Origin of the sequence: Bacillus sp. V33-4, from assembly GCF_002860225.1 — a bacterium.
GTDB classification, from domain to species: domain Bacteria; phylum Bacillota; class Bacilli; order Bacillales; family Cytobacillaceae; genus Bacillus_BJ; species Bacillus_BJ canaveralius.
In genome coordinates, this window is record NZ_PGVC01000029.1 from 123,621 (window position 1) to 138,565 (window position 14,945).

14 protein-coding genes and 1 riboswitch are annotated in these 14,945 nt (G+C 41.7%); of the genes, 11 read left to right on the forward strand and 3 right to left on the reverse strand.

The window, feature by feature from the left end; translation table 11 throughout:
- Nucleotides 1-26: 26 nt before the first annotated feature.
- On the reverse strand, nt 27-2,105 hold the full coding sequence (locus tag CVD23_RS11800) for a peptidoglycan D,D-transpeptidase FtsI family protein (RefSeq protein ID WP_101666120.1): 2,079 nt from the start codon (nt 2,103-2,105) through the stop codon (nt 27-29).
- A gap of 327 nt (nt 2,106-2,432) precedes the next feature.
- Here CVD23_RS11800 and CVD23_RS11805 point away from each other — a divergent pair, with 327 nt between their 5' ends.
- Both CVD23_RS11805 and CVD23_RS11810 read left to right on the forward strand, forming a co-directional pair.
- Nucleotides 2,433-3,365: a M23 family metallopeptidase gene (locus CVD23_RS11805; protein WP_101575765.1), complete on the forward strand. Its 933-nt coding sequence runs from the start codon at nt 2,433-2,435 to the stop codon at nt 3,363-3,365.
- Nucleotides 3,366-3,448: 83 nt separating this feature from the next.
- A complete protein-coding gene (locus CVD23_RS11810; protein ID WP_101575766.1) occupies nt 3,449-4,261 on the forward strand; it encodes a histidinol-phosphatase in 813 nt (270 codons plus the stop codon).
- A gap of 108 nt (nt 4,262-4,369) precedes the next feature.
- On the opposite strand, the gene serA is transcribed toward CVD23_RS11810, so the two are convergent.
- On the reverse strand, nt 4,370-5,947 hold the full coding sequence (gene serA, locus CVD23_RS11815) for a phosphoglycerate dehydrogenase (RefSeq protein WP_101575767.1): 1,578 nt from the start codon (nt 5,945-5,947) through the stop codon (nt 4,370-4,372).
- Between the two features lie 234 nt (nt 5,948-6,181).
- Nucleotides 6,182-6,424: riboswitch (FMN riboswitch) on the forward strand.
- A gap of 157 nt (nt 6,425-6,581) precedes the next feature.
- On the opposite strand from serA, the gene CVD23_RS11820 reads away from it, so the two are divergent.
- The gene (locus CVD23_RS11820) at nt 6,582-7,163 is read left to right on the forward strand and encodes an ECF transporter S component (protein ID WP_101575768.1); all 582 of its coding nucleotides are present in this window, start codon (nt 6,582-6,584) and stop codon (nt 7,161-7,163) included.
- Between the two features lie 148 nt (nt 7,164-7,311).
- Here CVD23_RS11820 and CVD23_RS11825 read toward each other — a convergent pair whose 3' ends face one another.
- Nucleotides 7,312-7,560: a ferredoxin gene (locus tag CVD23_RS11825; RefSeq protein WP_101575769.1), complete on the reverse strand. Its 249-nt coding sequence runs from the start codon at nt 7,558-7,560 to the stop codon at nt 7,312-7,314.
- 407 nt (nt 7,561-7,967) lie between these two features.
- Here CVD23_RS11825 and CVD23_RS11830 point away from each other — a divergent pair, with 407 nt between their 5' ends.
- From CVD23_RS11830 to CVD23_RS11865, 8 genes are all read left to right on the forward strand, one after another.
- Nucleotides 7,968-9,032, forward strand: a complete 1,065-nt coding sequence (locus CVD23_RS11830; protein ID WP_101666121.1) for a helix-turn-helix domain-containing protein — start codon at nt 7,968-7,970, stop codon at nt 9,030-9,032.
- Nucleotides 9,023-10,528, forward strand: a complete 1,506-nt coding sequence (locus tag CVD23_RS11835) for a RecQ family ATP-dependent DNA helicase (RefSeq protein ID WP_101666122.1) — start codon at nt 9,023-9,025, stop codon at nt 10,526-10,528. Before CVD23_RS11830 ends, CVD23_RS11835 begins: the two co-directional genes overlap by 10 nt.
- A 15-nt stretch (nt 10,529-10,543) precedes the next feature.
- On the forward strand, nt 10,544-11,155 hold the full coding sequence (locus CVD23_RS11840) for a CPBP family intramembrane glutamic endopeptidase (protein ID WP_101666123.1): 612 nt from the start codon (nt 10,544-10,546) through the stop codon (nt 11,153-11,155).
- Nucleotides 11,148-11,861: a LysM peptidoglycan-binding domain-containing protein gene (locus tag CVD23_RS11845; RefSeq protein ID WP_101575773.1), complete on the forward strand. Its 714-nt coding sequence runs from the start codon at nt 11,148-11,150 to the stop codon at nt 11,859-11,861. The genes CVD23_RS11840 and CVD23_RS11845 overlap by 8 nt, the downstream gene beginning before the upstream one ends.
- Nucleotides 11,862-11,963: 102 nt before the next feature.
- The gene (locus CVD23_RS11850; protein ID WP_101575774.1) at nt 11,964-12,422 is read left to right on the forward strand and encodes a YpbF family protein; all 459 of its coding nucleotides are present in this window, start codon (nt 11,964-11,966) and stop codon (nt 12,420-12,422) included.
- 132 nt (nt 12,423-12,554) lie between these two features.
- Nucleotides 12,555-13,187, forward strand: a complete 633-nt coding sequence (locus tag CVD23_RS11855) for a CBS domain-containing protein (RefSeq protein ID WP_101575775.1) — start codon at nt 12,555-12,557, stop codon at nt 13,185-13,187.
- A gap of 168 nt (nt 13,188-13,355) precedes the next feature.
- Nucleotides 13,356-14,120: a metallophosphoesterase gene (locus tag CVD23_RS11860; protein ID WP_101575776.1), complete on the forward strand. Its 765-nt coding sequence runs from the start codon at nt 13,356-13,358 to the stop codon at nt 14,118-14,120.
- Nucleotides 14,121-14,223: 103 nt separating this feature from the next.
- Entirely contained in the window at nt 14,224-14,808 is a 585-nt protein-coding gene (locus CVD23_RS11865) for a genetic competence negative regulator (RefSeq protein ID WP_101575777.1), read from the forward strand.
- Nucleotides 14,809-14,945 lie beyond the last annotated feature (137 nt).

Consider the following 14,945-nt stretch of genomic DNA (forward strand, 5'->3'; position numbering starts at 1 on the left):
AGCCGAGAGAAGGCTGATCTTTTTTACTATTGCTGTGCGCGATGCTTTAAGCTGAAGTAAGTATCCAGGACCTTCCGGCCAATCTCCATGTTTGGTGAGGGACCGCTGTCTGCCTGATAAACCCACGGAACAATAACGGCCATCGCTACTTCCGGATTATTATACGGAGCGTATGCTACTAAGCTCAGATTCATGACTTCCGGAGGAGGCCCATCTGATTTTTTTCGCTGTGGGCCGTCGTAGAATGCCTGGGCGGTTCCTGTTTTTCCGGCAGGCAGGTAAGTGGCAGTACCAAAGGTCCGATAACCCGTTCCGCCGCTTTCCTGCATCACCTTTTGAAAACCGAGCTGGACGCGATCAAGCCATTCCTCCTGAACGTCCAGTTTATTTAAGACCGTAGTCGGGATTTTCTTGAAAACTGGACCAAGCTCATTTTGATTGGAAGCGGGCTCGCGGATTTCTTTCACAATATGCGGTTTAAGCCGGTATCCATCATTGGCGATCGTTGACACGTATTGGGCCAACTGCATCGTGGAGTACGTGTCATACTGGCCGATGACAAGATCAAGCATATGACCTGGCAAGGTACTCATTCCTTTGAAGCCATTTTGTTCATTTGGCAAGTCGATTCCTGTTCTTACCCCTAATCCAAACTGGGCAAAAGAATCCCTGATCGTGCCGAAGCCCTGAATGTCTAGAGGCAATGGCATGTCTCGACGGTAGTGCCCTTTTCCAATTCGGATTGCGGTGTGGAACATATATACATTGGAAGACAGTTTAAGAGCTTCAACATCGTCCGGTTTGCCCAGATATTTGTACGAGCCTTTTTCCTGCGGAGTGCCTTTAAATTTTAATGGTGTATCATCGAATCGGTCAGTAGGCTTGATCACGCCCGTTTTAAAACCGGTTAAAACCGTAGCCCCCTTAACAGCGGAACCGACATTGTAAGTAGTAGTGATATTGCCAAGTGCATCATCAATCATCTCGTTCTGGCCGGTCTCTTCGTTTTTGACGATTCTCTTTCCGGCCATCGTTAAGATTTCTCCTGTCTTAGGCTCGATTAACACGACGTATGCCCGGTCAAGCAGGCTTGTATGTGGTAGCTGCTTGGTGGCCCAAAGCTGTTCTTCAATGATTTTTTCAACAGCAATCTGCAGGTCCATATCGATCGTTAAGACAAGGTCTTTGCCGCGCTGGCCTTCTGAAATGACTTCAGTGCCAAGGACATTGCCGGCTTTATCGGTGATGTTTTTGATTTTTGCTTTATGGCCATGTAATACATCCTCATATTGCATCTCAAGATAACTTTTGCCAACCCGGTCATTCCGGCTGTAGCCTCGCGATAAAAAGTAATCAATCCGCTCTTCAGGGAGGCCATCATCTGTTTCAGTAGTGTTTCCGAGCACGGATTTCAATGTAGGTTCATATAAGTATTTTCTTTGCCAGTCAGCCGTCGTATCGACTCCCGGCATCGCGTTTAAATTTTCGCTGACGAGTGCAAACTCTTCCTTTGTGACATGATCATTTTTCACGATTTGCGGTGTCAAAGCGTAGCCGGAATTTAGTTCGCGGTAAATCGCGAGAACTTTTAAATCATCCTCCGAAAGCTCCTTTAAGTCCTCTTCGGTTATGCGATCAAGCTGTAACTGATAAAGCTGCTTATCGGTCAATTTTTTCTTTTTAAACAACTGAAGTTCAGCCTTTGTAATTTTTCCGGCTGCTTTTTCCGGATTTCGCAGGATCCAGAAATCCTGTTTATCCCTTTCCCGAATTTTTTCCGTGTCAACGGTGATCAGCTTAGCCAAATTTTCTGCCGTCACAAGCATTTCTTTCGGGGTTGTTCCCTGCAATTTAGTATACGTTATCGCATTAATTGGCGTATTATCGATGATGATTCTGCCATGCCGGTCATACATTTTTCCGCGCGGAACGGGTTTTTGTACAGTAATGTTTTCGGTTCTGTCGACCTCCTGTTTAAAATCATTTCCATAGACAATTTGCACGATTCCCAATCTTAATATCAATAAGGAAAACAATATAAATACAACGAAAAATAACAGGTTTAACCTGATCGGAAGATAGCGCTTTTCTTTTTTCTTTTTCACCGGATCCCACACTTCCTTCAAGAACGCAAAATATTGGCTGATGATTCCATTTTATAGTAATATGAGAAAAGATTCTATTATATTTGAAAATTTTAAATAATTGAATCAATTTCACAATGTAACAAGCTAAACCGAAAAATGAATGAAGTTGGCTAGATATAGAAGAGTATGCCGTAGGAAACGAATAATCCTAAGAAAAATCAGTTTGCATAAAATGTCAGGAAACACCAAATACTGTTTTCATATGCTGACACTTTGACATGAAGTTCTAATAAAGTACAAACATACATAAGGTGAAAGGGAGAGTACAAGTTAAGGAGGAAAAGAATGAAAGACTACATAAAAAGATTTCTGATTGCCGGTATTATGGCATTGTGTGTTAGTTTATTATTTCTTGGCGGAAAGCACTCCCAGGCTGCCTCACTGAACATAAGCGAACAAACGGCCCATTGGATTTGGCCTGCTGATGGCGTTATTACAGATTTGTACGGCACGAGACATGGACATCACAAAGGAATAGATATCGCAGCGGAAAATGGTGCGCCTATTTATGCTGTCGATCGAGGAACGGTTGTGAAATCATATTACTCCGGTTCGTATGGACATGTCGTGTTTGTAAGGCATCCAAATAATTTTGAGACGGTGTACGCGCACTTAAATAAACGCTATGTACAGGATGGCCAGACGGTCAGCCAGGGTGATTTGATTGGGGGAATGGGCAATACAGGCGATTCGTCAGGAGTACATCTTCACTTTGAAGTTCATGAGGCAGAATGGACAGCGGAAAAGAAAAATGCTGTTAACCCGGTTGCCGTGTTAGGCAATATCGCAATGGGCGAAGCCGTCCATGTATTTAAAAATGATAAACCTGGTCATACCGCAATTGAAGCTGCTGCCAAGCCCCCGTACGACCTGGATAATGAAGCTGTAAAGTCTGAAAAAGAGCCAGAACACCAACAGGAAATTATCCACACTGTCCAGCCAGGCGAAACCCTATGGTCAATTGCTGAACATTACAAGACCTCGATTAACACGATTACAACTTTAAACGGAATTGACGGAAATATGATGATTCAGCCAAACCAAAAGCTTTCAATAAAATCGTCCAGTAAAAATCAGTATATAGTCCAACCGGGCGATACATTAACAAGTATTTCCCGCGCAGCAAACACGACCGTTAAACAATTGATAGAAATAAATAATCTGGAATCAGCGTTAATTCAGCCGCAGCAATTGCTGACCCTTCGCATTGATGAATAAATCCGAATGCCATTATTGATTTTTTTCTTGCCGATGTCCTTTTCTAAAAAGTATAATGATAAAAATTGGAGAGGGCGGAGAATATGCTGACGGATTATCATAACCATCTGGAAAAGGGAACGCTGACACTTGACTATTTACGGAAATTTACTGAACAGGCAGCCCAAAAAGGGATTGACCATTTTGGGATTTCCGAACATGCTTATCATTTCTATCAGACTGCAAATATTTTGCAAAACGATTGGGTAAATGAACGAAGATATTATGATATGAAGGATTATGTAAAGCTTTTTCACGCGGCCTGGGATCATAATATTGATGTAAAGATGTCGATCGAAATGGATTATACGCCTGGAAAACATAAAGAGATGGACCAGTTTATTAATCAATATGATTTTGATTATGTGATTGGCTCAATCCACTGGGTCGGTGATTTTGGCATCGATCTCAGTGAATATAAACATGAATGGGATAAACGGGATATTCATGAAGTGTATACTGCCTATTTTGATCAGGTTGTTACCCTCGCTGAATCGAATCTTTTTGATATTGTCGGGCATCTCGATCTTGTGAAAATTTTCAAATATGTACCAAAGGACGAAGAATTTTTATTGGCGCAATACGAACGGGCCGTAAACGCTCTTGCAGAGTCAAAAACATGTGTAGAAATAAGCACAGCCGGTTTAAGAAAGCCTGTCGGCGAATTATACCCGGACAAAAGGCTGCTGGAAATGTGCTGCAACAAGAAAATTCCGATCGTTCTCTCGTCTGATGCCCATGTCCCCGAAGATGTCGGGGCTGACTTTGACCAGGCGCTGAAGCTGGCACGGGAGGTTGGCTACCAGTCGATCATGACCTTCTCGAAAGGAGAACGAAAAGAATTTCCGCTTGGGTAAAAGAAAACAGAGTTTGCACACACGTACGTTACATAAAAAAACCGGCCGGTCAGCCACGGCCAATCATGCGCAAAAACAGGACAGAGGCCGAGCTCTGTCCTGTTTTTGTTAAGATAACAATATAGGGTTAATCGAAACGATGTCGTCCAATTCGTGTAATTGGTCGACCATTCCTTCCTGAAGGGGTCTATCAAACGATAAAAGCATGATTGCTTCTCCGCCTGCCTGCTTTCTCCCAACTTGCATCGTCGCAATGTTGATGGAATGGTCACCAAGAATTTTTCCAACCCGGCCGATGACACCCGGCCGATCCATATGCTGAATATATAAAAGATTTCCTTCAGGGAGGAAGTCGATGTTGAAGTCGTTTAAAAAGACTATACGCGGCCCGTAATGGTCGATATATGTACCGCGGATCGTGAACTGGCTTTCATCGCCTTTCGCTGTCACAGTTACGCTGTTTGCATAACCGTATGTATGGGTTGAAATTTTTTCCCCAACTGTAATACCGCGTTCCTTTGCTGCCAGTAAAGCATTTACTTCGTTCACATTCACGTCGATTCTGTTTCGGAAAAATCCTGATAGGAGTGCCTTCGTTAAAAATGATGTTTCCAAATCAGCAACAGAACCGGAATACGTTACCGATATTTCCTGGACACCTTCTTTTATGCACTGTGATAAAATGGTTCCGATCTGTTTGGCCAGGTGATGATAGGGGCGGATCTTTTCGTATAATTCCTTGGATATAGCAGGAAGATTGATAGAATTGGAAACAGGCTTATCTTCTAGAAATAATCGGACTTCTTCTGCAACCTGGGTGGCAACATTTAATTGAGCTTCTTTTGTCGAGGCACCGAGGTGGGGAGTGGCGATAACATTGTCAAATTTCAACAACGGATTTTCTCCCGGTGGCTCTGTTTCAAATACATCAAGGGCAGCCCCGGCCACATGTCCGGCTCCAATATACTTAGCAAGAGCCTGTTCATCAATAATCCCTCCGCGGGCACAATTCAAAAAGAAAACACCTTGTTTCGTCTTTGCCAATGCTTGTTCATTGATGAGGCCTTTCGTTTCTGCTGTAAGCGGGGTATGAACGGTAATAATATCAGCTCTCGTCAACACATCATCAAGCGAACACGCTTCAACTCCGAGATTTACAGCACGTTCTTTTGTTAAAAACGGATCGTATACCTGCACCGCCATCCCGAACGCTTTAGCCCGCTTTGCCAATTCGGAGCCGATTCTGCCCATTCCAATGATTCCGAGCGTCTTCCCGTAAAGCTCTTTACCGACAAAGGCATTGCGTTTCCATTCGTAATCTTTCATTGAACCGTGGGCCTGGGGAATGTTTCGCATCAATGAAGCCATCATCGCAAAAGTATGTTCCGCAGTGGAAATCGTATTTCCATCAGGGGCATTAACGACGACGATTCCTTTTTTGGTTGCAGCTTCGACGTCAATATTGTCAACCCCTACACCAGCACGAGCAATAATTTTTAATGAATGCATTTTCTCAAGCAGTTCTGAAGTAACGGTTGTCGCACTTCTTACTAACAGAGCATCCACCTCATCAAGAACTACATCCGGATCATCCGTTTTTTTCTGGATGATCTCGACATTCTCCATTGTGAGCAGCGGCTCAAGGCCGGCTTCACTTATCGAATCTGCCACTAAAATTTTGTGCATATATCCACCCGCTTTTCCAATATTATTAAACAATTTTCTGATTATTTTACAAGACGAACTTTTATCTGTCAATGCGCTTTGTTTTACACTTTAAAATGTAAACGCTTTAATTTGATAAAGTTAATAATGTCGATAACCAATTAAAATCGTAAGACAATATTCAAAGTTTTTGCATGCATAGTTCTTCACAAATTAGCTTTTTTTCAGTATACTTATCTCGTAAAACTAAATACGATCTATCTTCGGGGCAGGGTGAAAATCCCGACCGGCGGTGAGGAGCCAGTGCTCTTAGCCCGCGAGCCTGATTGAAAAGCGGACGCATATTCGCGACAAGCTGACGTCATCCAAACTCTGGGGGAAATCTCCAGTGAAAATGAATGTTCGCCTGTGTGAATAGCCAAAGCTCGACAATGTTATTTAGGCAGATTTGGTGTGAATCCAAAGCCGACAGTATAGTCTGGATGGGAGAAGATGGAGGTTCTGCAGACATTTAAATCATGCAGGGTTTAAATGTTTATTACGCGTGCCTTTGTAATTTCTCCCTCAAACTATTGTTTGGGGGTTTTTTACGTAGTGCATGCCAATGCTGAACCTTTCTTCTATGTGAGATGGGTCTCAAAAAGGAGAGAGGAATATGAAAAAATTGAAGGTTAAAGCGTTAGTATCGATTGGGATGCTAAGCAGCATCGCTTATGTTTTAATGCTGCTGAACTTTCCAATCCCACCGTTTCCGAGCTTTTTAATGATTGACTTCAGCGACATTCCTGCATTGATTGCTGCGTTGATCTTTGGACCGGCAGCCGGAATTCTGGTAGAATTGTTCAAAAATATTTTAGATTATTTTTTGACAGGCAGCGCGACCGGAGTTCCTGTTGGTCATATTGCCAATTTTATTGCCGGAATTACCTTTATACTGCCGACCGTTTATTTTTATGAAAAATTAAAATCGAAAAAGGGCATGACCTTCGCGCTTGTTAACGGAACTGTTGTAATGGCGATTCTGATGAGTGTCCTTAACTATTTTGTTATCTTGCCTGCCTACACCTTTTTCTTGAACGCACCGGCAATGTCTGCTGTGGAGACACGGCAGTTGATCGTCACCGCCATCCTGCCGTTCAATATTGTAAAGGGTCTGTTCATATCCCTTGTCTTTATGTTGCTGTTTGCCAGGATGCAGACATGGATTGGCAAACAGACCGCTTATCGAAGCATATAACCTGATGAATTGAAATTAATGAAAAGCCGGATCTTGCGGAATGAACGAATTGTTCTGCATCGTCCGGCTTTTTTGCTAGAAAAAATGTAAAAATCCCCTCTCTTAAAAAAGAAAGGGGATGAGTAGCTTAAACTGTATCTGGTGATAATTATTCGAATTTAGTCGCGTCTCCATCAAACGGCTCATCAGCAACCTTAATCGAGTCCGTTGGGCAGCCTTCAAACGCGTCCATCATGTCGTCAATCAGAACATCAGGAATTTCAACAATCCCTTCATTATCATCAAGTGTCACGAATGCGATGCCTTCATCGTCATAATCGTAAATGTCTGGTGCAGCCGCTCCACATGCGCCGCAAGCAATGCATGTGTCTTTGTCAACGATAGTATATTTTGCCATGAAAAACCCTCCCAATAAATAAACAGTTTTTATTCGATCGTTTTCCTTTAAAAACAATAGAAAACGGATTCCTTAATTCCATTGTAAAACTGTATGACCAACATTTCAATAGAAAATGTAATGAGAATGCTTATCATATCAACGTTTGCTACAAACTTTCCCTATCTTTCGCCATTTAAAACGGATTGCATTGTCGATTCATGTTAAAATGGACTGTAGAGAATATGGTTCCAATTATTTTCTCGCAATATTATTACTATGATTATGAGTTTATTTTTAGCTATTTTTGATTCGGAAAAGCAGCTGCCCGGGAAGACTATCTTCGACCGGACGGCTCCAGTTTTATTGACTGCGCAATATCCTGCGGATCTACTGTTTAGCAAGTGAAAAAGGAACAGGTGATAAACATGTTCAATGCCTATTTAGGAATGATCATTTTATATTGTCTCAAGCAAATAAATGGCGAAAGAACCATCTACTCTGTTTATCATCTCTTGAAAGGGAAAAAATCATCCCAGACGATTCAGGATGCCTACCTTTTTAATATAACTGTATTGTTTCAGGCGTTCTCTTTTATAACCAGAACAGAATTCGATCAGACCGTGCTGAACTGTGCGAAACAGGGCATGCTCCAGGAGACGGTCTCTCAGCACTATATTTTGACGAAAAAAGGCTCAGATTGGCTGGCCCAAGAATTGGATGCAAAACCGATACCCCTCTCGTTGAATGGCTGGAAAAACCATCACCTGACAGATTTGTTCTGGGAACGGTTGTCGATTCTCATTCAAGTTTGTTCTAATCTGCTTCATCATGAAACCAAGTACATACCGGTACAAAAAAGGAAAGAAACGCTGTTTTGGTTAAAGGGATACTTATCTGCCTATGGAAAAAACAGAGCGGAACTGGCCGAGCAGCTTCACGCTCAATTGACAGCTTGTCTTGAATTAAACAAAGAGTCCGACCCCTCGGTTATTGTGTTACGCCTTTCAGGCCATAACAGGGCCGGATTAACACGAGTACAGGCAGCGATGCAGTTAGGGACTGATTTGGGCTATTATCATCTGCAATTCCTTGGCTTCATTCATTATGTATTAGATTTAATTAAAAGGGAACCCGACCAGTACAGGCTGCTATATCCGTTAATTACTGATCTCCACAAAGAGCTGCCGTTAACGAAATCGACTGCGCGAACATTCGAATTGATCAATGAGGGCCGTTCCCTTCTAGAAATTGCTGCAATCAGAAAGTTAAAGCAAAGCACGATAGAAGACCATATTGTCGAGATGGCATTAAATATAGAGGAATTTGATATTTCCCGATACGTTGATATCGATAAACAAATGGTGATTCAAAAAGCAGCGGAATTAACATCTTCCAAACAGTTGAAACAAATTAGGAAATATGCCTCTGCGGCGGATTATTTTGAAATTCGCTTAGTAATGGCAAAACTAGGTGGCCACATATGGACTTAGAGGCTTTATTAAATCAATTTTTTGATCATGATGAATTTAGGCCGGGACAAAAAGAAACGGTTGAATCGATTTTGCAAGGAACGCATACACTGGCGATGTTGCCGACCGGAACAGGTAAATCGTTGTGTTATCAGCTTGCCGGCTATGCAACCGAAGGAGCTGTATTAATTGTGTCGCCGCTCCTTTCTTTAATGCAGGACCAAGTTGAGCAAATGATGATGCGCGGTGAAAAAAGAGCCGTCGCTCTAAATTCTTTTTTATCGCCCGCAGAAAAGCGGCATGTTTTAAATCGGCTTCATCGCTACAAGTTTATATTCATTTCACCCGAGATGCTGACGGTCGAATTTGTGATAAAAAGGCTAGTCAGCTTACCTGTCTCCCTTTTTGTCATTGACGAGGCCCATTGTATTTCGCAATGGGGATATGATTTCCGCCCCGACTATCAAAGGCTTGGTGAAATTCGCGTCCGCCTTGGGGAACCATTAACATTGGCCCTCACTGCTACAGCAACGAAAGAGGTAAGAGCGGACATCATTCAATCTCTGAAATTAGCGGAAATGAATGAAATCGTCTTTTCGGTTGACAGACCGAATATTACACTTGTTGCTGAACATCTAGAAGACTTTCGCTCCAAGCAGGAGAGGCTGTTTCATTATGCAAGCCTTTTAAGAGGGCCGGGAATTATCTACTTTTCCAGTAAAAGGCTGGCTGAGCAAATGGCTCAATTGTTGCGTGATAAAGGAATAGCCAAAGTAATGCCGTACCATGGTGGGATGGAACAGGAGGATCGAATCCTTGTCCAGCAGCAGTTCCTGCTTGGACAACTTAATATCATTTGTGCAACAAGTGCATTTGGGATGGGAATAAATAAAGATAATATCCGCTTTGTTATTCACTATCACATGCCGATTCAGCTTGAATCATATTTGCAGGAAATAGGCCGGGCCGGAAGAGATGGAAAGCCAAGTGTCGCGATTTTATTATATTCTTCCGGAGATGAGCAGCTCTCCGCCCAGTTGGCTGAAATGGAGTTGCCTTCCGGGGCGCAGCTGCACAGGCTGGAATCATGGCTAGTTGAAACCGACAGGACCGTGCGTGAGTACGATTTAGCCGCTGAAGAAATCATCAGTTTCTGCGGATTTAGTGAAATACAATGGAGAATCACCAGAAAACACCTGCTTGAAGGCTTTGACGCCAGGCAGCCCCTGAACGAGACAATTGCCAGACTCGTCGCTTTTTCAAATGACCGGGCTAGATTTAAAAGCAGGAAAATTGAAGAAATGAAAAAATGGGTCGATGGGCACAGCTGCCGCCGCAGAGCAATATTGGATTATTTTTCCGAAACCCTCTCTTCATCTGTAGCGAATTGTTGTGATGCCTGCGGTTTCGACTTGCATCTTTTTGAAAATACCATTAAAAGTGACATTCAGCCAGACAAAGAAACAAGTGGAAATGATGAATGGCGAAAGCTTTTGGCTGAAATGTTATTAAAATAAAGTGGGCGGAAGCAAATGAATAATAGGTATAAAGAACTAATAAAACAGTTATCGACTAAAGAATTGCTGTTTCATTTGTATGGAACGCAAATCTTACTATTAACGATTTCGCTGATTTTAGGTATGATATTATTTGACAGCCGTTCAGCATTTTTCGACTTATTTAAATGGTCTGATCCTAATATCCTTTTTGTAGGGGGAATCGCAGGGGTTGGGGTTGTATTAGTCGATATGCTGCTAATGAAAGTCCTGCCTCCTTCTTTTTATGACGATGGAGGACTCAATGAAAAAATTTTCCGTAACGTTAATATAGCCCACATTGCCGTCATTTCAGCGGTGGTGGCTACAGGGGAGGAAATATTGTTCCGGGGAGTTATTCAAACGAACTTCGGTATAATCGTGTCGAGTATTATTTTTGTTCTTGTACATTACCGTTATTTATTTAATTGGTTTTTGTTTAGCAATATTGTGCTGTTAAGCTTCTTGATCGGGTTTGTTTTTTATTGGACAAACAACTTGTTAGTCACAGTTTTTATGCATTTTTTAATTGATTTTTTGCTGGGTTTAACGATCAAATATAGAAAAAACGATAACCAGCTTGGACAGGAAGGGATGTTTCATGAATAGAGAAAATCCTTATAGAGATCAGGCGGAACGCTTGAGAAAAAAAATCAATCATCCCGATAGAGAAGAATATAATACAAGCACTGGATTGCCTCCAAGAAACGAAATTCACCGGGATAGGCAAAAGAAAAATAATTGGAAGTTGAAATACCCGATTATCCGTCTTCTCGCTCTTTTTTTTATTTTGCTGCCAATCTGTATTTTCAGTGTCTATTCGTATTTAAACGATAAGCCGGGAGGGACAGATACAAGCGAGAAAGGCAGCGGCTATGACATGATCGACATTGATAGGTCGCAAGACGCGTCAACCAAGAAAGAGCCTGCCAGCAACTTGGACGATCATGTTGCAGAAGAAAATCCAAACCAGCAGCCGCTCATTATCCCTTCAGCTGAAGCTACGGTTGCAACTGGCGGCAATAAAGACGGTGAGACTGCACCAGAAGAGAGTACCAAACCCGCACCCGTTGCAGAAGCAAAAGCTGCAAGCCCTGCTGAGGATAACCAATCCGAATCCAGTGCAGCTGTTACGCAGAAAGAAGATGAGGCGGCCGTGATTTATCATACGGTCGCTCCCGGGGAAACGATGTACAGAATTGCCATGAAGTATTACCAATCGCAAGCGGGCATTGATAAAATTAAGCAGGCAAACAATATTAAAAACAACGAAATTCAAGTGGGTCAAAAGCTGAAAATTCCAATCGAACAGTGAGAAGTTCCGGTCATCTCGACGGGATTTTTTGTTGTCCAAAGCAACATATATTATTGGACAAGTTCATACATTTTTATAAAAAGGCATAAAGGAGGGGACGTGTTGGAAACACCGATCAAGATGCTCGACGACAAGACAGATGAGACTACCAAGCAGATGCTTCAAAGTGTTGTAAAAAGGAAAAGAAAATTCGACCGCTTTAAATTTCGGCATTTAATTGTCATGTGGCTGACCATTTGTTTTGCTTTTCTTTATCTCCTCTATTTGTATGAGTCGGTGCTCCAGCCGTATTCATATTCGTTTGCTTCAATGTTTTCGGCGTTTGTCAGCAACTCGGTTAATTTTTACTGTTTAGTGTTTGTGTTCGGAACATATGGGTTAATGAATTTGTTAAGAGAAAAGCGTGAAAAGGCTGAAAAAGAATTCCATGCGTTAAGATGTGAAATTATCGATAAGAGCAAGGATTTATGGAAGAAAGAACAAGAATGGAAATCGCGGCATCTTGTTTTTGAAATGATGAAAAAAAATTATGATATTAACTTGTATCACGAAAACAAATAACAATGTCTCATTTTTTTGGACAGTTTGTAAAAAAACTTGAACATGTCACAAATAAACTGCACAGAAAAAGGGATTTTTCTGCGCGTAGAGAATATATAGTTATGTCGAATTTTATTATTAGAGGTGATAAGCATGTTTGTAAAAAGCATCATGATTCCGAAGTATAAATGTTATTCGATTCAACACGAAGAAAGCGTAAGAAATGCTCTGAATATGCTGGAAGCCCATCAAATTGACGGCCTGCCTGTCCTGAATGGTGATAGTTACGCAGGGGTTATCACAAGAGCATCGATCTATCAAAATTTCTTTATTTCCGGAAAATCAAAAGACGATTTTTTGGAAACTACATTTGTGAAAGATATCGCAACCCACCAGGAAAAATTTTTAGAAGGCCAGGAAATTTTTGAAACTACTTTGTTACAATTAAAAAATTTTCCCCTTCTTGCTGTGGTCGATGAAAAGAGGGAATTTCTTGGAGCGGTCACGAGGTTTGATGTCATGGAACAATTTCAAAGCGCATTTGGCATGCATAAACCGGGCGTGAGAATTGCCTTTACTTCCGTTGAAACAGAAGGAAGGATTGCCCGGCTTGCTGAAATAGCCCATCATTTCCATGAACATATCATTTCACTGGTGACCTTTGATGAAACCGATAAGCTTGTCCGTCGAATTGTAATGAAAGTGGAAAAGAAAGATAATATCGACAAATTCGTTAAAAAACTGGAATCATCAGGATTCCGGATTTTAGATATTGTCGAAGACTAACAAATGACCAGGTCGCTTAATTCCAGTGTCAAAAGAAAATCCCTTTTCATACTAAAGTATGGAAGGGATTTTTGTTGATCGGATCATCAAATGGATTACTGCTTGCAGGCCTTATTATGGTATGATTTTAAATAAAACTCAGGGAAGATCAGGATTTCAGGAGGAATTATGGATTTTATCTGGATCATTGTCGCAGCCGGCGTCGGCTTGCTTTTGTATATGTGGAAAGAAGCTTTTTCGGACAGGGTTATCAAACACGAATTATCTTTCGTTGATTTTCCAAAAAGCTTTGGTGCAGTAAAAATCTTCTTTATATCGGATGTCCACCGCCGTTTGATCACAGATGCGTTAATGGAGAAAGTGGATGAATCCGTTGATATTGTCATTATTGGAGGCGACCTTGCTGAAAAGGGCGTTTCAATAGACCGGATAAAGCAGAATCTGACTAAATTAAAAAAGCTGGGGCCCGTCTACTTTGTGTGGGGAAATAACGATTACGAACTGGATCATCACCAGCTTGATGCTGTGCTGCTTGAATCAGGCATAAAAATTTTAGACAATACAGCTGTTCAGTTTGAATCCGCAAACGGTGAAACCATTCAGTTGCTGGGCGTCGACGATCCAAGCATAGGACGGGACCGTCTCGATCTTGCACTCAAGGATGCAGGCAAGGATGTCTTTAAAATTCTGGCAAGCCATAACCCGAACATTAGCAGGAAAATAGACGTTCAACATAATATTCGCCTTGTGCTTAGCGGGCACACTCATGGCGGCCAAATCCGCATCCTTGGTTACAGTCCGTATAAAAAAGGCGGAATCAGGGATTTGGCGCAGACGAAGTTATTTGTCAGCAATGGATATGGAACCACTGCTTTACCGCTCCGGCTTGGTGCCAAAGCAGAAACGCATCTAATAACATTAAAAAGCGAATGACGTTGAAACATATCCAGCAAGAGCCAATAAGAAACAACTCACCAACCTCTGAATATTTCATAAACTAAAATTAAGAGCTTTGTTCATAGCAGGGGGCATGGTCATGCGCTTAGAACGATTAACAAGCAACAAAATAAAAATATTTTTAACCTCGGACGATTTAACTGAACGAGGTTTGTCAAAGGAAGATATTTGGCTGGACTCTTTGAAGTGGCATCAGCTTTTTCATGATATGCTGGAGGAAGCAAGCGAAGAGTTTGGAGTTGATTTCCATGGCTCTGTAGCAGTAGAAATTTTTTCTCTACAGGCCCAGGGAATGATCATGATTGTAACAGTCGAGGAACAAAGCGAGGAAGAAGAATCCCTTAGCGACAGCTTTATTGAAATGCAAGTCATGGCCGAAGACAGTGACAATATTCTTTTTGAATTTGCGGGTATAGAGGTGGTTATTCAGCTCGCAAGCCGTCTTGCTGCCATGAAAATCACCGGCGGAAGCTTATACGCCTTTAATGATTATTATTACTTACTTATGGATGAACGCTCGATCACGGATGCAAACCAAATCATTCCGATCCTCGCGGAGTATGGGAATCCGTCGTTAACGACAATTCATAGACTGCAGGAATACGGGAAAGAAATTATATTAGAAAAGGCGGTTGAAACGCTTGTCCATTATTTTGAAAAATGAACAAGCGATTGCCGCTTTTTCTTTTTGACTCATCATTTAAGAGGGAGATGGGCACACATAAATTAACGATAAAATATCACTAGCGTTGCACAAAAAATCTATGAAAAAGTCAAGGATGAAAAAATGGAATAAAAATC

Excerpts from the sequence above, each read along its gene's own strand:
- serA (WP_101575767.1), bottom strand. The coding sequence starts at position 5,947 with ATGCACAAAATTTTAGTGGCAGATTCGATAAGTGAAGCCGGCCTTGAG.
- CVD23_RS11845 (WP_101575773.1), top strand. The coding sequence starts at position 11,148 with ATGAATAGAGAAAATCCTTATAGAGATCAGGCGGAACGCTTGAGAAAA.
- CVD23_RS11840 (WP_101666123.1), top strand. The coding sequence starts at position 10,544 with ATGAATAATAGGTATAAAGAACTAATAAAACAGTTATCGACTAAAGAA.
- CVD23_RS11835 (WP_101666122.1), top strand. The coding sequence starts at position 9,023 with ATGGACTTAGAGGCTTTATTAAATCAATTTTTTGATCATGATGAATTT.
- CVD23_RS11865 (WP_101575777.1), top strand. The coding sequence starts at position 14,224 with ATGCGCTTAGAACGATTAACAAGCAACAAAATAAAAATATTTTTAACC.
- CVD23_RS11810 (WP_101575766.1), top strand. The coding sequence starts at position 3,449 with ATGCTGACGGATTATCATAACCATCTGGAAAAGGGAACGCTGACACTT.
- CVD23_RS11820 (WP_101575768.1), top strand. The coding sequence starts at position 6,582 with ATGAAAAAATTGAAGGTTAAAGCGTTAGTATCGATTGGGATGCTAAGC.
- CVD23_RS11805 (WP_101575765.1), top strand. The coding sequence starts at position 2,433 with ATGAAAGACTACATAAAAAGATTTCTGATTGCCGGTATTATGGCATTG.
- CVD23_RS11860 (WP_101575776.1), top strand. The coding sequence starts at position 13,356 with ATGGATTTTATCTGGATCATTGTCGCAGCCGGCGTCGGCTTGCTTTTG.
- CVD23_RS11825 (WP_101575769.1), bottom strand. The coding sequence starts at position 7,560 with ATGGCAAAATATACTATCGTTGACAAAGACACATGCATTGCTTGCGGC.
- CVD23_RS11855 (WP_101575775.1), top strand. The coding sequence starts at position 12,555 with ATGTTTGTAAAAAGCATCATGATTCCGAAGTATAAATGTTATTCGATT.
- CVD23_RS11830 (WP_101666121.1), top strand. The coding sequence starts at position 7,968 with ATGTTCAATGCCTATTTAGGAATGATCATTTTATATTGTCTCAAGCAA.